This is a genomic window from Polaromonas sp. (assembly GCF_041689105.1).
Lineage (GTDB): Bacteria > Pseudomonadota > Gammaproteobacteria > Burkholderiales > Burkholderiaceae_C > Polaromonas.
Genome location: NZ_JBDNGU010000035.1, coordinates 1 through 16148, shown reverse-complemented (window position 1 = coordinate 16148; position 16148 = coordinate 1). Strand labels below are relative to the sequence as shown.

Here is a 16148-nt window from a genome sequence, read left to right as displayed (position 1 = left end):
GCCTGCGCAGATTTGGACGGACACGAAGAGCCATTGACTCTGGCAATGGCACCTCGCCAACGGCGCTTCGGGGGGCTACTTAAACTTTGGCAGGTTGAACTGCGGCGGCACGCCCATGCGGGTGTTGATCACCCATTGCTGGGCGATCGACAACACGTTGTTGGTGATCCAGTAGAGCACCAGGCCGGCCGGGAAGAAGAAGAACATCACACTGAAGATCAGCGGCATGAACCACATCAGCTTGGCCTGCATCGGGTCCGGTGGCGTCGGGTTCAGCGCCGTCTGCAGCATGGTGGTCAAGGTCATCACGACGGGCAGGATGAAGTAAGGGTCAGGGGAAGACAGATCCTTGATCCACAGAGTCCACGGCGCATTGCGCATTTCAACCGAGCTGAGCAGCACCCAGTAGAGCGCGATGAACACCGGTATCTGGATCATGATGGGGAAGCAGCCACCCATCGGGTTGACCTTTTCTTCCTTGTAGATCTTCATCATGGCGACTTGCATTTCCTGCGGCTTGTCCTTCAGGCGCTCGCGCATTTCCATGATCTTCGGGTTGACGGCCTTCATCTTGGCCATGCTGGCGTAGGCCTTGGCGTTGAGCCAGTAAAAGGCCATTTTCAGCAACACCACCAGCGCCACAATGGACCAGCCCCAGTTCTGAATGAAGCCGTGCAGCTTGTCGAGCAGCCAGTACAGCGGCTTGGCCAGAATGGTCAGCCAGCCATAGTCCTTGACCAGTTCCAGCCCCGGCGCAATGGCTTCGAGCCGCTTTTCCTCCTGGGGGCCCACAAACAGTGTGGCGGTGGTCGACTTGGTGGCGCCAGGCGCGATGGCTTCCAGTGGCGTGATCATGCCCACCGCATACAGGTTGGTGTCCACCTTGCGCAGGAAAATGTCACGCTCCAGGCCGTCGGGCAGTATCCAGGCCGAGGCAAAATAATGCTGGACCATGGCCACAAAACCGTTGCTGGCGTGTTTTTCGACATCCACCTTGTTTTTCTCGATGTCGCTGAACTCAACCTTCTGGTACTTTTGCGCCGCGGTGTACAGCGCGGGGCCAGTGAAGGTGGAATAAAGCGACGACTCGCCCGGCAGTTTGTTGCCGTCACGCACCAGTTGCATGTACAGCTGTGGCGACACCGGGTTGGCGCCGTTGTTGACGACGTCATGGCGCACCGCCACGTCGTAAGCACCGCGCTTGAGGGTGTAGGTCTTGACCAGCTTGACGCCGCCGACCTCGGCCGATTCGAATTTCACTTCCAGGCTGTCCTGACCGTCCTTGAGCTGGCGATCGCCAGGGACGGCTGTCATGGGTGTCTTGTGGGTCGGGAAGCTGCCGCCGGCGGCGCTGGCGATCAGGCCGGACTGGGCGACGTAGACGCGCGCAGCGCTTTCATCGAGCAGGACGAACCCGGCGGTCTTGCCGTCCACGTCCTTCAGACGCGGGAAAGCCGAGCCGACCAGCGTGCCGCCTTCTGTGTCAAAAGTCAGTGTGAGCAGATCGGTCGTCACGACCAGGCGCTGTTTGCCAGCCGACGGCGTGGTCGCGGGGACGGCGCCCGGCAGCACCACTGCGGAACCAGCCGTGGCGGCCGGTGCCGGCACAGCGCTGCTGCCTGGCGCGCCGGTGGGCACACTGGCGGTTGAGGCCGGCTTGCCGGCCGGCGCAGGGCTGCTTGCCGCAGGCGCGGGCGATGGGAAAAAAGTCGCCTTGTTGCCGTTGAAAACCTGCCACTGGTCCCACAACAGGACCATGGAAAAACCAAAAATCACCCACAAAATGGTGCGGCGTATGTCGTTCATGACGGCTTCTTTTTAGAGGAATTCGAAGTCACGGGCGTGACCAGACGGGTGAAAAGGGAAGATCTGCCGGAGGGTTCGCGCGGCGCAGAGGGCGGCACCGGGTCGTAGCCCCCGTTGCACCAGGGGTGGCAACGGACCAGGCGATACAGCGTCAGATAACTGCCCTTGGTCGCGCCATGCTGCTGCAGCGCCTGCAGCGAATACGCCGAGCAGGTCGGCTCAAAGCGGCAGGACGAGCCCAGCCAGGGGCTGAGCAGCAGGCGGTAGCCCTTGACCAGGGTGACCAGTGTTTTTTGCGGCAGGCGCATGATGGCGCGCGCCAAACGGCGCGGGTGGGCGAGCGCTTTCATGCGGCTGGCGCTCCGGCCTGCATCAGGGCCGTCACTTCGCTGCGAACGGCCTGCTTGAGCGCTTCGGAGCTGGCGCTTGTAAATTCCTTGCGGGAAAAATCACGGCGCAAACGAACCACCCAGGCGGCCTGGGGATAAAGGGGCAAAAAATCAGCGCTCACGGTGTAGATCTGTCTTTTGATGGCGTTGCGCGTCACAGCGCGTTTGGCCCAGCGCTTGGGCACCATCGCCCCGACCCAGGTGTCCCGCACCGGAAACAGCTCCGGCGCGGCATGGGTTTTGGCGGGCACGGTTTGCGCGTTCATGGCATCGAGCGCATTGCGGTGCAATGCAAAATGCTTTGTTCTTGCAACAGTGGCGCCGGCAAGGACTGCCTGGAACTGGGGTCGGGTTTGAAGCCGCTGCATTAGACCCGAACGCAAGCGTCCGCGCGTGAGGCAACTGGCCTGCGGGGCGAGCTTATACAGCCAGGCGCTTGCGGCCTTTGGCGCGACGGGCAGCAATCACTGCGCGGCCGCCACGTGTTTTCATGCGCGTCAGAAAGCCGTGCGTACGTGCGCGTTTGATTTTGGAAGGTTGGTATGTTCGTTTCATGATGGGTCCTACAGGCTACAAAGCTCCCTTTGCAAAATCCGCAATGCGTGGTTCAGCAACCAATAAACAGCTGCTGCACGACCTGCAAACCCGCGACGAGTCAGGGAAACCCATGATTATCGCAGATTTCCCAGACGTGGCAACAAGTTAGGCCCGGCTTTGGCGGTAAAGGCTGAGATGGGGCCGGTTGCCACGGAGCGGTGAACTAGGTTAAAACCCGCAGCAAATTTTTTGTGGATAACTAGGGCGCACGACTACAATAACGGGTGCCAAAAATTAATAATATCCACAAGCAGAAGCCTGCTGACCACTGTAGCGCTACAGCCAAAACACCCCATGCGTGAGGGTTCCGCTTTCAGTTCCAGCCATGACCTGTGGCAAAGCTGCGTCGATCACCTGGCGCAGGAGTTGCCTGAGCAGCAGTTCAATACCTGGATCCGCCCGCTGGTAGCCGAGGTCGCGACCGATCTGTCCAAAGTCACCATTCATGTCGGTAACCGCTTCAAGCTGGACTGGATTCGCGCGCAATACGCCGGCCGAATTTCCGCCCTGCTTGAAAAAATCTCCGGTCACAGTATCCCCTTGGAGTTAGCGCTCGCTCAGCGGGAACCCACCGCCCGGACGATGCCTCTTACGCGCAGCTTTGAGGGCAACGGGGTTTCTGAACCCGCCGGCCTGGGGGTGCCCGAAGAAGTCGCCGGTGCCCCGTTCAAGAACCGGCTGAACACGGCGCTGACCTTTGACACCCTGATCGAAGGCACGGCCAACCGCATGGGCCGCGCCGCCGCCATGCATGTCTCCAGCAGTTTGGGCCAGCTTTATAACCCGCTTTTTATCTACGGCGGCGTGGGTCTGGGCAAGACCCATTTGATGCACGCCATCGGCAACAAGCTGCTGGCCGACAACCCTGCCGCCAAAGTTCTCTACATCCATGCTGAGCAGTTTGTCTCTGATGTGGTTAAAGCCTATCAGCGCAAGACTTTTGACGAGTTCAAAGAGCGTTACCACTCGCTGGATCTGCTGCTGATTGACGATGTGCAGTTTCTGGCCAACAAGGACCGCACCCAGGAGGAGTTTTTCAACGCCTTTGAGGCCTTGCTGACCAAAAAATCACACATTGTGATGACCAGCGACACCTACCCCAAAGGCCTGACCGACATTCACGAGCGTCTGATCTCGCGTTTTGATTCGGGCCTGACCGTCGCCATCGAGCCGCCTGAGCTCGAAATGCGCGTGGCCATTCTCATTCGCAAGGCCGAGGCCGAAGGCACGGTCATGCCCGAAGAGGTCGCCTTTTTTGTGGCCAAGAACGTTCGTTCCAACGTTCGTGAGCTTGAGGGCGCGCTGCGCAAGATCCTGGCGTATTCACGCTTCAACCTCAAAGAGATATCGATTCAGCTCGCTCGCGAGGCGTTGCGCGACCTGTTGTCCATCCAGAATCGGCAGATATCGGTTGAGAACATCCAGAAAACCGTCGCTGACTATTACAAGATCAAAGTCGCCGACATGTATTCGAAGAAGCGCCCGGCCAGCATTGCCAGGCCGCGCCAGATTGCCATGTATCTGGCCAAGGAGCTGACCCAGAAGAGCCTGCCAGAGATCGGCGAGCTGTTTGGCGGCCGCGACCACACCACGGTGTTACATGCCGTGCGCAAGATGTCGGCCGAGCGTCAGCAGATGACCGAACTCAACCAGCAGCTGCACGTGCTGGAACAAACCCTGAAAGGCTGAAAAATGAATGCTTTTTCAGCCGCTTTTCCATTGTTTCAGGCCCGCCTGACAACTTTGTGGATAGTTTTTGAACAACCCATGACTTATCCACAGGAGAAGTGGATTTCTGAAAGTTGTTCATATTTGGCAGCAGGGTTGAGGGGGCGTTTGACCACAAGGTTAAACAAGCGCCAAGTAGTTGATCAAAAAGAAGAAAATGGGCCTGTCCACAGAAACATGCTGCCCTTATCTACTACTACTAATTTGAATTAAAGAAACAAGAGGTTAAGACAGTGATTGTTCTCAAAGCCACCCAGGATAAAGTTTTAGCAGTTCTGCAGTCGGTCGCAGGCATCGTGGAGCGCAGGCACACACTGCCGATTCTGGCCAACGTGCTGATTCGCAAAACCGGCTCGCAGCTGCAGCTGACGACCAGCGACCTCGAGATCCAGATCCGCACCACTGCCGAACTTGACGGCGACACGGGCAACTTCACGACCACCGTGGGTGCTCGCAAGCTCATCGACATCCTGCGCTCGATGCCGAGCGACCAGACCGTGTCGCTGGAGTCAGCGCAGAGCAAGCTGATCCTCAAGGGCGGCAAGAGCCGGTTCACGTTGCAGACCTTGCCGGCCGAAGACTTTCCGCTGGTGCAGGAAGCCGCCAACTTTGGCCCTAGCTTTTCGGTTCCGCAAAAGGTTTTGAAAGAGCTGCTGAACCAGGTGTCGTTTGCGATGGCCGTGCACGACATCCGCTACTACCTCAACGGCATCCTCTTCGTGGCTGAAGGCAAACAGCTCAGCCTGGTGGCCACCGATGGTCACAGACTGGCGTTTTCGTCGGCAACACTCGATGTCGAGGTGCCACGCCAGGAAGTGATCCTGCCGCGCAAGACCGTGCTCGAGATGCAGCGCCTGCTCAGCGACAAAGAGGGCGCGATCGAGATGCAGTTTGCCGGTAACCAGGCCAAGTTCTCTTTCGAAGGCATGGAGTTCGTCACCAAGCTGGTCGAGGGTAAGTTCCCCGACTACAACCGCGTCATTCCCAAGAACCACAAAAACATCATCACCCTGGGCCGTGTGCCGTTGCTGGCCAGCCTGCAGCGCACCGCCATTCTGACCAGCGAGAAGTTCAAGGGTGTGCGTCTGAACATCGAGCCCGGCACCTTGCGTGTGGCGTCCAACAACGCCGAGCAGGAAGAGGCCGTGGACGAGCTCGACATCGATTACGGCGGCGACGCGATCGAAATCGGCTTCAACGTCACCTACCTGATCGACGCCCTGGCCAACATGGAGCAGGACATGGTGAAGATCGAGCTGGCTGACTCCAACAGCTCTGCGCTGTTGACCATTCCCGACAACGCGGCCTTTAAATACGTTGTGATGCCGATGCGGATTTAAGCCCCATCAGTCAATAAAACAGAACCGCCACCCTCACCGAACCCGCTAACCAAAGCGGGTTTGGTCATTGAAGAGATTGAGAAAACGTAGTTATGACCGAAGAAAACAAACCCAACGAAGCCACTCCTGATAACGCAGGCCGTGCCATCGAAGGCGTGCATTCAGGCGAGGGTGGTGAGGGCAGCTCCAATTTTCAGCCCAAGATCGACACCAATCAAGCCGGCGCGTCTGAAGGGTACGGCGAGGGCTCAATCCAGATCCTGGAGGGCCTGGAGGCCGTGCGTAAGCGCCCTGGCATGTACATCGGTGACACGTCTGACGGTACCGGCCTGCACCATCTGGTGTTCGAGGTGGTCGACAACTCCATCGACGAGTCGCTGGCCGGCCATTGCGACGACATCATGGTCACCATTCATCTGGACAACTCCATCAGCGTGGTGGACAACGGTCGGGGCATTCCCACCGGCATCAAGATGGACGACAAACACGAGCCCAAGCGCTCGGCAGCCGAGATCGCATTGACCGAGTTACATGCCGGCGGCAAGTTCAACCAGAACAGCTACAAGGTATCGGGCGGCCTGCACGGCGTGGGCGTGAGTTGTGTGAATGCACTGTCCAAAATGCTGCGCCTGACCATCCGCCGCGAGGGCAAGGTCCATGTGATGGAATTTTCAAAAGGCTTTGTGCAAAACCGCATCATCAACACGGTTGGTGGCGTGGAGGTCTCGCCGATGCAGGTACTCGGTGACACCGACAAGCGCGGCACCGAGGTTCACTTTCTACCCGACACCGACATCTTTCAGCAGAACAACGACTTTCATTACGAGATTTTGAGCAAACGCCTGCGCGAGCTGAGCTTTCTGAACAACGGTGTGAAGATCCGCCTGAAGGACGAGCGTAGCGGCAAGGAAGACGACTTTGCCGGTGCCGGCGGCGTGACAGGTTTCGTCAACTTCATCAACAAGGGCAAGACCGTCCTGCATCCCAACGTTTTCCACGCCATGGGTGACCGCCAGAGCGACCAGAACACCAACATCGGTGTCGAAGTCGCCATGCAATGGAACAGCGGCTACAACGAGCAGGTGCTGTGTTTTACCAACAACATTCCGCAGCGTGACGGTGGCACCCATCTGACCGGCCTGCGCGCCGCGATGACACGTGTCATCAACAAATACATCGACGACAGCGAGCTGGCTAAAAAAGCCAAGGTTGAGGTCACCGGCGACGACATGCGTGAAGGGCTGACCTGCGTGTTGAGCGTCAAGGTGCCCGAGCCCAAGTTCTCCAGCCAGACCAAAGACAAGCTGGTCAGCAGCGAGGTGCGCGGCCCGGTCGAAGACATCGTCAGCCGGCTGCTGAGCGACTACCTGCAAGAGCGTCCCAACGACGCCAAGATCATCGTCGGCAAGATCATCGAAGCCGCGCGTGCGCGTGAAGCCGCCCGCAAGGCGCGCGACATGACGCGCCGCAAGGGCGTGCTCGACGGCATGGGCCTGCCCGGCAAGCTGGCCGACTGCCAGGAGAAAGACCCGGCGCTGTGCGAGATTTACATCGTCGAGGGCGACTCCGCCGGCGGCTCTGCCAAGCAGGGCCGAGACCGCAAGTTTCAGGCAATCCTGCCGCTGCGCGGCAAGATTCTCAACGTCGAAAAAGCGCGTTATGAAAAGCTGCTGACCAGCAACGAGATTTTGACGCTGATCACCGCCCTGGGTACTGGCATCGGCAAGGCCGGCGGCACCACCGGCAACGATGACTTCAACGTCGCCAAGCTGCGTTACCACCGCATCATCATCATGACCGATGCCGACGTGGACGGCGCGCACATCCGCACGCTGCTGCTGACCTTTTTCTACCGGCAGATGCCCGAGCTGGTTGAGCGCGGCCACATCTACATTGCGCAGCCGCCGCTGTACAAGGTCAAGTCGGGCAAGGAAGAGCAGTACCTGAAAGACGCCCCGGCTCTCGACAGCTTTTTGCTGAAGATTGCGCTGAAAGACGCCGCTGTGCAAACCGGCGCCGATCCGTCGACCGGCAAGGGCTCGCTGCTGACCGGCGACACACTGGCCGAGCTGGCCCGCAAGCACCAGCTTGCCGAGTCCGTGATTACCCGCCTGCGCGGCTACATGGACGCGGAGGCGCTCAAGGCGATTGCCGACGGCGTGGCGCTGAACCTGGACACGGTGGAAGACGCCGAGCGCTCAGCCGCCGCGTTGCAGGCCCAGTTGCCGACAGCCGAAGTAGCCGGCGAGTTTGACGCACGTAACGACAAACCGATACTGCGCATCAGCCGCCGCCACCATGGCAACGTGAAAAGCAGCGTGTTGACGCAAGACTTTGTGCACGGCGCTGACTACGCCGCGCTGGTGGAGGCCGCCGTGACCTTCAAGGGCCTGATGAGCGAAGGCGCCAAAGTGACGCGTGGCGAAGGCGAGCGCCAGAAGGAAGAAAAGGTCGAGACCTTCCGCGAAGCCATGGTCTGGCTGATCGTCCAGGCCGAAGGCGCCACCGCACGCCAGCGCTATAAAGGCCTGGGTGAGATGAACCCGGCCCAGTTATGGGAAACCACGATGGACCCTGCCGTGCGCCGCCTGCTGCGCGTACAGATCGACGACGCCATTGAAGCCGATCACGTGTTCACCATGCTGATGGGCGACGACGTCGAACCGCGCCGCGAGTTTATCGAGACGAATGCGCTGCGAGCAGCGAATATTGACGTTTGAAACGTGGTCATGGAGCGCGCTGTAACCCGGACCCAGCTTCATGACGCGCAGCAGCCGGCTGACCTGGCGTACTGGTTGGCACAGCCGGTTGCGGCACGGATTGATGCAGTGGAAGCGCTGCGCCTGCAGCACAGTCAAGGACAAGGGCATGTTGACTTCCGACTTCAAAGAGTTTGCCGAATTACTCAACTCAAACGGAGCTGAGTACCTGGTGGTGGGAGGTTATGCGCTGGCAGCGTATGGTCATCCCCGGTACACGGGTGATCTGGATTTCTGGATAGGGACGGACCCGGGCAATGCGGACAAGATAGGGGTGGCATTGGGCCAGTTCGGCTTCGGAAGCCTTGGCATCAGCAAGGCTGATCTGACAACACCCAATCAGGTCATTCAAATGGGCTAACCACCCGCCCGCATTGATTTGTTGACCAGTATTGACGGTGTGGACTTCGTGGATTGTTATCAGCGGCGCTTGACCGTTGTAGTTGATGGCGTTGAGCTCAGCTTCATTTCGCTTGACGATTTCAAAATCAACAAAAGGGCCGTTGGCCGACACAAGGATCTGGCAGATCTGGAAGCGCTTGAAGGGTATAAGAAGCCGTAATGCATCAAGCCTAGAACCCGGGCAATGATTTGCGTTCGCCGCTGCAAAGCGGCGAGTGGGTCGCGATGCGAGCGTTAGCAAGGCTCAGATGGAGTCGGTGTAGAAGCGGTAGGCGGTGCGGGCTTAGCCGACTTATGATTTGACTAGACGGACTAGATTGGAGCGACCCATGTCTACCTGGCAACTGCAAGACGCAAAAAACAAATTCAGCGAGGTGGTGAAACGCGCCCTGAGCGAAGGACCGCAGGACATCACGGTGCGCGGTGAGCCCGTGGCCGTCCTGATTTCGCGCGCAGAATACGCCCGCCTGTCGCACCCCAAACCCGGGTTTGTTGAATTCATGCGCGCCTCTCCCATGGCCGGGCAGGTGCTGGACATCGAGCGTCAACCAGGCTTGACGCGTGAGCGCCTGCTGTGAGTTACCTGATTGACACCAACGTGATTTCTGAGCTGGTGCGTGCCAAGCCTGCCGCTGCTGTACTGCATTGGTTTGCCAGCACGCCTGATGAAGCGCTGTTTTTGAGTGCCTTGACGCTTGGCGAAATTCGCAAAGGCGTCGAGAAACTGGCTGAGCTTTGCGGCGAGCGATCGTGAATGTTTTGATCAGCATGATCTTGCCAGCCTGAGTGCGTTGTATGAGCTGCATCGCCGTCATCGACTTTGAAACCACCGGCCTGTCACCCGCCATGGGCGACCGCGCGACCGAGGTGGCGATTGTTCTGCTGGAGGCCGGCCGCGTGGTCGATCGTTTTCAGAGCCTGATGAATGCTGGTGTGTTTATTCCCGCCTTCATCACCAGCCTGACCGGCATCAGCAACGCCATGGTTGCCGGCGCGCCGGAGGCCGCCAGGGTCATGCTGGACGCCAGCCGCTTTGTCGGGAACGCGCCTCTGGTGGCGCACAACGCATCGTTTGACCGCAAGTTCTGGCAGGCTGAGCTGGCGCGTGCCGGGGCGGCAGCGCAGCAGCCCTTTGCCTGCACCATGCTTGTCTCCCGACGGTTGTACCCCCAGGCACCCAGCCACAAGCTTGGCGTGCTGGTGGACTACCACCACCTGCCCCGCGCAGGCCGCGCCCACCGGGCGTTGGCGGATGCAGAAATGGCGGCATCGCTGCTGGGCCAGATCCAGCACGACCTGCGCACACGCCACCGCGTGGGCCAGCCCGACCACGGCTTGTTGATGACCCTGCAGCGCTGTGCGAAACCCGCCGTTCCTGCGCTGATGGCGAAGTACGCTGACGCGTGAGTCGCCCGTATTCGCTATAAAAGTGATAGCAGTCAGCGCACGCTCATCAAGGGCTGGGCTCCTGAAACACGCATAGTCTGCAGCATGACGGCAGCCGCATAAGCGTAGTGCGCCCGCTGGTCACCAGGCCGACGCTGCCACTTTCTTGAATCTGTTCAGCCAGCGTTCACACACGCCCGCGCAAACTGCGCTCCATACCAACCCAAGGAGCCTTTCATGAAACGTCTTGTCATTGCCAGTTTGCTTGCCACCGGAATACTTGGCGCGCAGGCCCAGACCCCCTACCCCTACCAAAACCAGAGTCAAAACCAAAACCTGAGTCAGGACCCCAACCAGGTCGTGACCTTCACCGACAACGCGCGCGTGCGCGGCGTTGATCCACAGTACGAAAACGTCAGTGTCCCGCGCAACGAATGCCGCAGCCAGTGGATCAATGAAGACCGCCGGGGCGTTAGCGACCGTCAAGGGCGCAACTACGGAGGCGCCATTCTGGGCGGCCTGGCCGGTAGTGTGTTGGGGAACCAGGTCGGCGGGGGCCGGGGCAAACAGGCGGCCACCGTTGTGGGCGCCGTTGTGGGCGCCATGACGGGTGACAACCTCGCCAACCGGGACCAACGCGTCGACAACGACTATGGCCAACGCGAAGTGCAGAGTTGCCGTACCGTGTATGACACGCAATCGCGCCTTAGCGGCTACCGCGTAGCCTATGAATACCGGGGCCAGCTCTACAACACATTCATGCGCAACAACCCCGGCAACAGCCTGCAGGTACGCGTGTCGGTGGATCCGATCGAGCGTTGACCGGCCCGGAGTACCATGGCTTGCTACCGCCCGCCCGAACCCATCCCGCCATGAAAACGTTTATTGCCCTGCTTTGCGGCCTGTTGATGGCAATGGCCATGCCGGCCTGGGCCAACGTGAGCCGAGATGACGCGGCGGCCGTGGCGCAGCAGACCAGTGGCGGGCGCGTGTTGGCGGTCGACATGGCCGAGCACGCGGGTCGCTCGGTCTGGCGCGTGAAAGTGCTCACCCCACGGGGTGAAGTCAAGCTGATCCTGATCGACGCTGTCAGCGGCCGCACGCTGTAGCAAGGCTTGACAGCAAATGCGCGTGCTGCTGATCGAGGATGATGCGGCGCTGCGCCTTGGCTTGACGCACCAGCTGGAGGCGGACGGCTACCGTGTTGACCAGGCCGCAGACGGCGAAGATGGCTTGTTTCAGGCCCGCGAGTATCCGGTAGACCTCGTCATTGTTGACCTGGGCCTGCCCAAAGTGAATGGCCTGGCGGTGGTGCAGACCCTGCGCGACCAGGGCAAAACCCTTCCCATCCTGATCCTGACCGCACGCGGCAGCTGGCAAGACAAGGTGCGCGGGCTGGAGGCTGGCGCTGACGACTACCTGGTCAAACCTTTTGAGTACCCGGAGCTGGCCGCGCGCATCAAGGCGCTGTTGCGCCGCTCGCTCAAAGCCGCGTCAGACACGCTCACCCTGGGCGCGCTCGCCATCGACTTTTCGGCCCAGAGCGCCCGGCTGCAGGGGGTGCGCCTGGACCTGACCACCTTTGAGTACCGCGTGCTGGCCTACCTGGTGCGTGAACGCGCGCGCGTGGTCAGCAAGCAGGAGTTGTCTGACTACCTGTACCCGCACAACGAAGACCGCGACAGCAATGTGCTGGAAGTCCTGGTGGGGCGGCTGCGCCGCAAAATCGATCCGGATGGCAGCCACGCGCCGATTGAAACCCTGCGCGGGCGCGGTTACCGCTTTGTCTTGCAATGATCCTGAAAACCGCTTCCAGGGTGATGGCGCGTCTGTCCATCCGCGCCCGCCTGGTGTGGGGTGCCGCCCTGGTGTTGCTGGCCTTTCTGGCAGGCGCCGGCTGGGCGGTGCAGCAGGCCCATGCGGACAGTGTGCGTGCGGCCCGTTTTGCCCGTTTGCAATCCACCGTTTACCTGCTGATGGCCCGCGCCGAACTCAATGCCAGCAACGCCCTGGTGATGCCGGTGGGGCTGGCCGAGCCGCGCCTGTCCCTGCCGGCGTCGGGGCTGTACGCCAGCATTGCCAATGCCGACACCGGGGAGCAATGGCAATCGCCCTCTACGCTGGGCTTGGCTCCGCCGTTTCAGCGCCGCGTGGCAACCGGCGAGTGGCGTTACGACGTGTTGCAGGGTGCAGCGGCGGGGCAGGGGTTTCTGGCCGCAGCCTACGGTGTCAAGTGGTCAGTCAACGACCGCAGCGCTGCGCTGGTTTTTTCTGTGCTGGAGGACAAGGCTGCATTTGATCGAGAGATGGACGCTTTCGGGCGCACGCTGTGGACCTGGCTGGGCGGCACCGGGCTGCTGTTGCTGCTTGCGCAGACGCTGCTGCTGCGCTGGGGGCTGGCCCCCTTGCGCCGGGTCACCAGAGAGCTGCGGCGCATAGAAGATGGCGAGCAGGCCAGGGTGCAGGGGCGCTACCCGAGCGAGATCGCCGGACTGACCGACAACCTCAATACCCTGATCGATCAGGAGCGGGCGCGGCAAACACGCTACAAGCATGCGCTGGACGACCTTGCCCACAGCCTCAAGACACCGCTGGCCGTGATGCGCGCCACGCTTGATGACACCAGCCAGTTGCCCGTCACGGTGACGCAACAGATGGCAGAGCAGGTGGCCCGCATGAACGACATCGTCGGGCACCAGCTGGGCCGGGCTGGCGCCAGTGGTGCCGCGCGTTTTGCGCCGCCGCTGGCACTGGCGCCCATCTTGATCCGGATTCGGGACTCCCTGGCCAAGGTCTATGCGGACAAGAACCTGGTGTTCACCGTTGACTGTCCGCCAGAGCTGACATGGCGCATGGATGAAGGCGACGCCTTCGAGATTCTGGGCAATGTGCTGGACAACGCGGCCAAGTGGGCCAGACATGCGGTGACGGTACGCATCTGGCGTGACACCGACCACGGCACTGATCAATTGTGCATCCGCGTCACCGACGACGGCCCGGGTTTTGGCGATCTGCAGGCCGTGCGCCAGCGTGGGGTGCGGCTGGACGAACAGGTGCCAGGGCACGGCATCGGCTTGGCCGTGGTGCGCGATCTGGTGGCCAGTCACCAGGGCGAGGTCAAGCTGTCGAACGCAGACGCGGGTGGCGCCCAGCTGGACATTGTGTTGCCGGCGGCGTGAACCGGACAAGCTGGGCGGGGCGGAGCCGACTATGCGCTACCAATGCGTTTGCAGCGCTGCGCCAAACCCGCCGTTTCTGCGCTGGTGGCGAAGTACGCTGACGTGTGAGCGATCCGCAAGCGCTATGAATTTGGTAGCTGTCTGCGCACGGCCATCAAGGGCTGGAGCCCTGAAACACTCATAATCTGCAGCATGACGGCACCCGCTTGGGCGCGGTGTGCTTGTTGATCACCAGGCCGAACCCACCACCGTGCACCGCCTGCTGCGCGATCAGATCGACGACGCCATTGAAGCCGATCACGTGTTTGCGCTGATGGGTGACGATGTGCAGCCGCGCCGGGAGCTTATTGAGACAAATGCGCTGCGGGCTGCGAATATTGACGTTTAGGGTACTCAGCGCATAATTTGCAACATGAACATTGCGCCAGCTCAACGCTCACAGATCGCCGAGATCTGCAGGCGCTACCATGTCCGCAAGATGAGCATGTTTGGGTCTGCGGCAATGGGTCAGGAACGTCCTGGGAGCGATGTGGATCTGCTGGTGGAATTTATCCCGGGGCAGGCCCCCGGCGGCTTCGCCTTGGTGGACCTGCAAGACGAGCTGTCTGTGGCGTTTGGTGGTCGAAAAATTGACCTTGCTTTTCCGTCAATCCTTCGCAATGCCTACCGGCGCAAAGCGATTGAACCGCAATTGCTGCCCGTTTTCGAATGACGGTTGACCGCACACCGGCGCATTTGGCCGATATGCTCCAGTTTGTGCAGGAGCTCCGTGGATTGCTTGCGCACCAAGGTCTTGAAGCGTTTCTGGCGAACCGGATTCTTTGTCTGGCGACTGAAAAGCTGTTTATCAATCTGGGCGAGGCGGCCAGCCGCATCGACGAGGCGCTTAGTGTGCAGATGCCCAATGTGCCCTGGCGGCAGGTGATCGGCCTGCGCAACATACTGGCGCACGGCTATGAGCAGGTTGAACATGAAACCCTGTTCAACACCGTTGCACGGGAGCCGCCTCAGCTGGAAGAGGCAAGTTCTGGCAGGCTGAGCTGGCGCGTGCCGGGTCGGCAGCGCACCAACCCTTTGCCTGCACCATGCTGGTCTCCAGAAGGTTGTACCCCCAGGCACCCAGCCACAAGCTTGGCGTGCTGGTGGACTACCACCACCTGCCCCGCGCAGGCCGCGCCCACCGGGCGCTGGCCGATGCGGAAATGGCGGCATCGCTGCTGGGCCAGATCCAGCACGACCTGCGCACCCACCACCGCGTGGGCCAGCCCGACCACGCCTTGTTGATGACCCTGCAGCGCTACGCCAAACTCGCCGTTCCTGCGCTGATGGCGAAGTACGTTTGCGTGTGAGTGATCCGGGAACGCTATAAATTTAGTAGCTGTCTGCGCACGACCATCAAGGGCTGGAGCCCTGAAACACCAACGGTTGTCGGTGCCAGCGTATTGTGGGTGCAAAATGTTGGTGGGTCACGGCTCTTGATACGGCTTGCTCAAGTTGATCTGCAAAGTTGAAAATGACGGCGGGGATCGTGCAATGGCGCCACCGATCATGAGTTGGCGGTATTTCAAACAACTGTAAGCGAGGGGAGCCAATGGATTGGTCACGCGAAGAAGTAGAAGCCATCGTAGCGGACTATCTGCAGATGCTGACGTTGGAACTGGCTGGACAGAGCTTCAACAAGACTGAGCATCGGCGGCGGCTGCAGGGCACGCTAAGTGGTCGTTCTGATGCCTCCATAGAGTTCAAGCACAGCAATATCAGCGCGGCCATGATTGATCTTGGATTTCCCTACATCCGAGGCTATCAACCGCGATCAAACTATCAAGCGCTCTTGGGGATAGTCGCAGAGGAACAGGTACGCGGCAAGGCGACGTTGGATCAAGTGGCCCTTGCGGCAGTGCAGCAACCAGCCGTTGTACCTACCCAAACCGACTTCAAGTCAGTCAAGTCTGAAGCGCCGAAAAAGCAACATAGAGTGACCGAGTCAACAAGCCCCTTACTTTTCAAGGCTGTAAAACGCGACTATCTCGAACGCGAAGCCCAGAATCGTTCATTGGGCTTGGCTGGTGAGGAGTTTGTTGTTCTGTTCGAGCATTGGCGTCTTCTCGAATTGGGTCAACAACGACTTGCAGACAGAGTCGAGCATGTTTCCAAGTCGAAAGGAGACGGACTTGGCTACGACGTTCTATCGTTCGAATCCGATGGCAAGGAACGCCTTATCGAGGTGAAAACAACGACGTTTGGTCGGGACACCCCATTTTTCGTTTCGCGAGGTGAATTGGCGCTGTCTCAAGGCGTGAAAGATCAGTTTCACCTTTACCGTTTATTCGAGTTTCGAAAGTCGCCGCGTCTTTTCGACCTTCCCGGCGCATTGGACCAACATTGCCTCTTAGACCCGGTGACTTACAGAGCGAGCTTTGGTTATTGCTCCGGCCCTGTGAAGTCTTAAGCCGCATATCGAACCCGACTATCCTGAAAGTAGCTCATAACGCGCTGGGGGTTTTGCTTCAGCATCGCCATGTGCTCGTTGGCGGCCTCGCGTAATCTGGCCTTGGTTCTGAT

At 60.0% G+C, this 16148-nt stretch carries 20 protein-coding genes and 3 pseudogenes; 17 read left to right on the top strand and 6 right to left on the bottom strand.

Annotation, left to right across the window (positions count from 1 at the left end; translation table 11 throughout):
- Window positions 1–75: 75 nt before the first annotated feature.
- The 4 genes from yidC to rpmH are packed head-to-tail and all read right to left on the bottom strand — an operon-like array spanning window position 76 to window position 2750.
- Window positions 76–1806, bottom strand: a complete 1731-nt coding sequence (gene yidC, locus ACESMT_RS03280; RefSeq protein WP_372825145.1) for a membrane protein insertase YidC — start codon at window positions 1804–1806, stop codon at window positions 76–78.
- The gene (yidD, locus tag ACESMT_RS03275) at window positions 1803–2156 is read right to left on the bottom strand and encodes a membrane protein insertion efficiency factor YidD (RefSeq protein WP_372825144.1); all 354 of its coding nucleotides are present in this window, start codon (window positions 2154–2156) and stop codon (window positions 1803–1805) included. The genes yidC and yidD overlap by 4 nt, the downstream gene beginning before the upstream one ends.
- Entirely contained in the window at window positions 2153–2563 is a 411-nt protein-coding gene (locus ACESMT_RS03270; protein ID WP_372825143.1) for a ribonuclease P protein component, read from the bottom strand. Before ACESMT_RS03270 ends, yidD begins: the two co-directional genes overlap by 4 nt.
- Window positions 2564–2615: 52 nt before the next feature.
- Window positions 2616–2750 (bottom strand): 50S ribosomal protein L34, encoded by a 135-nt coding sequence (rpmH, locus tag ACESMT_RS03265; RefSeq protein ID WP_372825142.1) that lies wholly within the window; start codon window positions 2748–2750, stop codon window positions 2616–2618.
- Between the two features lie 336 nt (window positions 2751–3086).
- Between rpmH and dnaA the strand changes: the two genes are divergently transcribed.
- The 13 genes from dnaA to ACESMT_RS03200 all read left to right on the top strand — a co-directional run bounded on the left by dnaA (window position 3087) and on the right by ACESMT_RS03200 (window position 13586).
- On the top strand, window positions 3087–4481 hold the full coding sequence (dnaA, locus tag ACESMT_RS03260) for a chromosomal replication initiator protein DnaA (RefSeq protein WP_372825141.1): 1395 nt from the start codon (window positions 3087–3089) through the stop codon (window positions 4479–4481).
- 3 nt (window positions 4482–4484) lie between these two features.
- Window positions 4485–4733, top strand: a complete 249-nt coding sequence (locus ACESMT_RS03255) for a hypothetical protein (protein WP_372825140.1) — start codon at window positions 4485–4487, stop codon at window positions 4731–4733.
- A 20-nt stretch (window positions 4734–4753) separates the two neighbouring features.
- Window positions 4754–5860, top strand: coding sequence for a DNA polymerase III subunit beta (gene dnaN, locus ACESMT_RS03250; protein ID WP_372825139.1), 1107 nt, complete (start codon window positions 4754–4756; stop codon window positions 5858–5860).
- Between the two features lie 92 nt (window positions 5861–5952).
- Window positions 5953–8580 carry a DNA topoisomerase (ATP-hydrolyzing) subunit B gene (gyrB, locus tag ACESMT_RS03245; protein WP_372825138.1) on the top strand — a complete coding sequence of 876 codons (2628 nt, stop codon included), beginning with the start codon at window positions 5953–5955 and terminating at the stop codon, window positions 8578–8580.
- A gap of 40 nt (window positions 8581–8620) precedes the next feature.
- Complete coding sequence (locus tag ACESMT_RS03240) at window positions 8621–8980, top strand: hypothetical protein (RefSeq protein ID WP_372825137.1); 360 nt, start codon at window positions 8621–8623, stop codon at window positions 8978–8980.
- Window positions 8981–9001: 21 nt separating this feature from the next.
- On the top strand, window positions 9002–9181 hold the full coding sequence (locus ACESMT_RS03235; protein WP_372825136.1) for a hypothetical protein: 180 nt from the start codon (window positions 9002–9004) through the stop codon (window positions 9179–9181).
- A gap of 169 nt (window positions 9182–9350) precedes the next feature.
- Complete coding sequence (locus ACESMT_RS03230; RefSeq protein WP_372825135.1) at window positions 9351–9599, top strand: type II toxin-antitoxin system Phd/YefM family antitoxin; 249 nt, start codon at window positions 9351–9353, stop codon at window positions 9597–9599.
- The gene (locus ACESMT_RS03225) at window positions 9596–9775 is read left to right on the top strand and encodes a PIN domain-containing protein (RefSeq protein WP_372825134.1); all 180 of its coding nucleotides are present in this window, start codon (window positions 9596–9598) and stop codon (window positions 9773–9775) included. The genes ACESMT_RS03230 and ACESMT_RS03225 overlap by 4 nt, the downstream gene beginning before the upstream one ends.
- A gap of 41 nt (window positions 9776–9816) precedes the next feature.
- Complete coding sequence (locus ACESMT_RS03220) at window positions 9817–10428, top strand: PolC-type DNA polymerase III (RefSeq protein WP_372825133.1); 612 nt, start codon at window positions 9817–9819, stop codon at window positions 10426–10428.
- A 216-nt stretch (window positions 10429–10644) separates the two neighbouring features.
- Window positions 10645–11229: a glycine zipper 2TM domain-containing protein gene (locus tag ACESMT_RS03215; protein WP_372825132.1), complete on the top strand. Its 585-nt coding sequence runs from the start codon at window positions 10645–10647 to the stop codon at window positions 11227–11229.
- Between the two features lie 50 nt (window positions 11230–11279).
- Window positions 11280–11516, top strand: coding sequence for a PepSY domain-containing protein (locus ACESMT_RS03210; protein WP_372825131.1), 237 nt, complete (start codon window positions 11280–11282; stop codon window positions 11514–11516).
- A gap of 16 nt (window positions 11517–11532) precedes the next feature.
- Window positions 11533–12204 (top strand): response regulator transcription factor, encoded by a 672-nt coding sequence (locus ACESMT_RS03205; protein WP_372825130.1) that lies wholly within the window; start codon window positions 11533–11535, stop codon window positions 12202–12204.
- Window positions 12201–13586: an ATP-binding protein gene (locus ACESMT_RS03200; protein ID WP_372825129.1), complete on the top strand. Its 1386-nt coding sequence runs from the start codon at window positions 12201–12203 to the stop codon at window positions 13584–13586. The genes ACESMT_RS03205 and ACESMT_RS03200 overlap by 4 nt, the downstream gene beginning before the upstream one ends.
- 178 nt (window positions 13587–13764) lie before the next feature.
- On the opposite strand, the gene ACESMT_RS03195 is transcribed toward ACESMT_RS03200, so the two are convergent.
- The gene (locus ACESMT_RS03195) at window positions 13765–14019 is read right to left on the bottom strand and encodes a hypothetical protein (RefSeq protein WP_372825168.1); all 255 of its coding nucleotides are present in this window, start codon (window positions 14017–14019) and stop codon (window positions 13765–13767) included.
- Here ACESMT_RS03195 and ACESMT_RS03190 point away from each other — a divergent pair.
- The 4 genes and pseudogenes from ACESMT_RS03190 to ACESMT_RS03175 all read left to right on the top strand — a co-directional run bounded on the left by ACESMT_RS03190 (window position 13999) and on the right by ACESMT_RS03175 (window position 16035).
- Window positions 13999–14298 (top strand): nucleotidyltransferase family protein, encoded by a 300-nt coding sequence (locus ACESMT_RS03190; protein ID WP_372825128.1) that lies wholly within the window; start codon window positions 13999–14001, stop codon window positions 14296–14298. The genes ACESMT_RS03195 and ACESMT_RS03190 overlap by 21 nt on opposite strands.
- Window positions 14295–14549, top strand: a pseudogene (locus tag ACESMT_RS03185) (DUF86 domain-containing protein); the annotation flags it as partial. The gene ACESMT_RS03190 and the pseudogene ACESMT_RS03185, both read left to right, overlap by 4 nt.
- Before the next feature lie 59 nt (window positions 14550–14608).
- Window positions 14609–14935, top strand: a pseudogene (locus tag ACESMT_RS03180) (PolC-type DNA polymerase III); the annotation flags it as partial.
- Between the two features lie 242 nt (window positions 14936–15177).
- Window positions 15178–16035, top strand: coding sequence for a DUF3883 domain-containing protein (locus tag ACESMT_RS03175; protein ID WP_372825127.1), 858 nt, complete (start codon window positions 15178–15180; stop codon window positions 16033–16035).
- Here ACESMT_RS03175 and ACESMT_RS03170 read toward each other — a convergent pair.
- Window positions 16032–16148 (bottom strand): annotated as a pseudogene (locus ACESMT_RS03170) (IS630 family transposase); the annotation flags it as partial. The gene ACESMT_RS03175 and the pseudogene ACESMT_RS03170 overlap by 4 nt on opposite strands.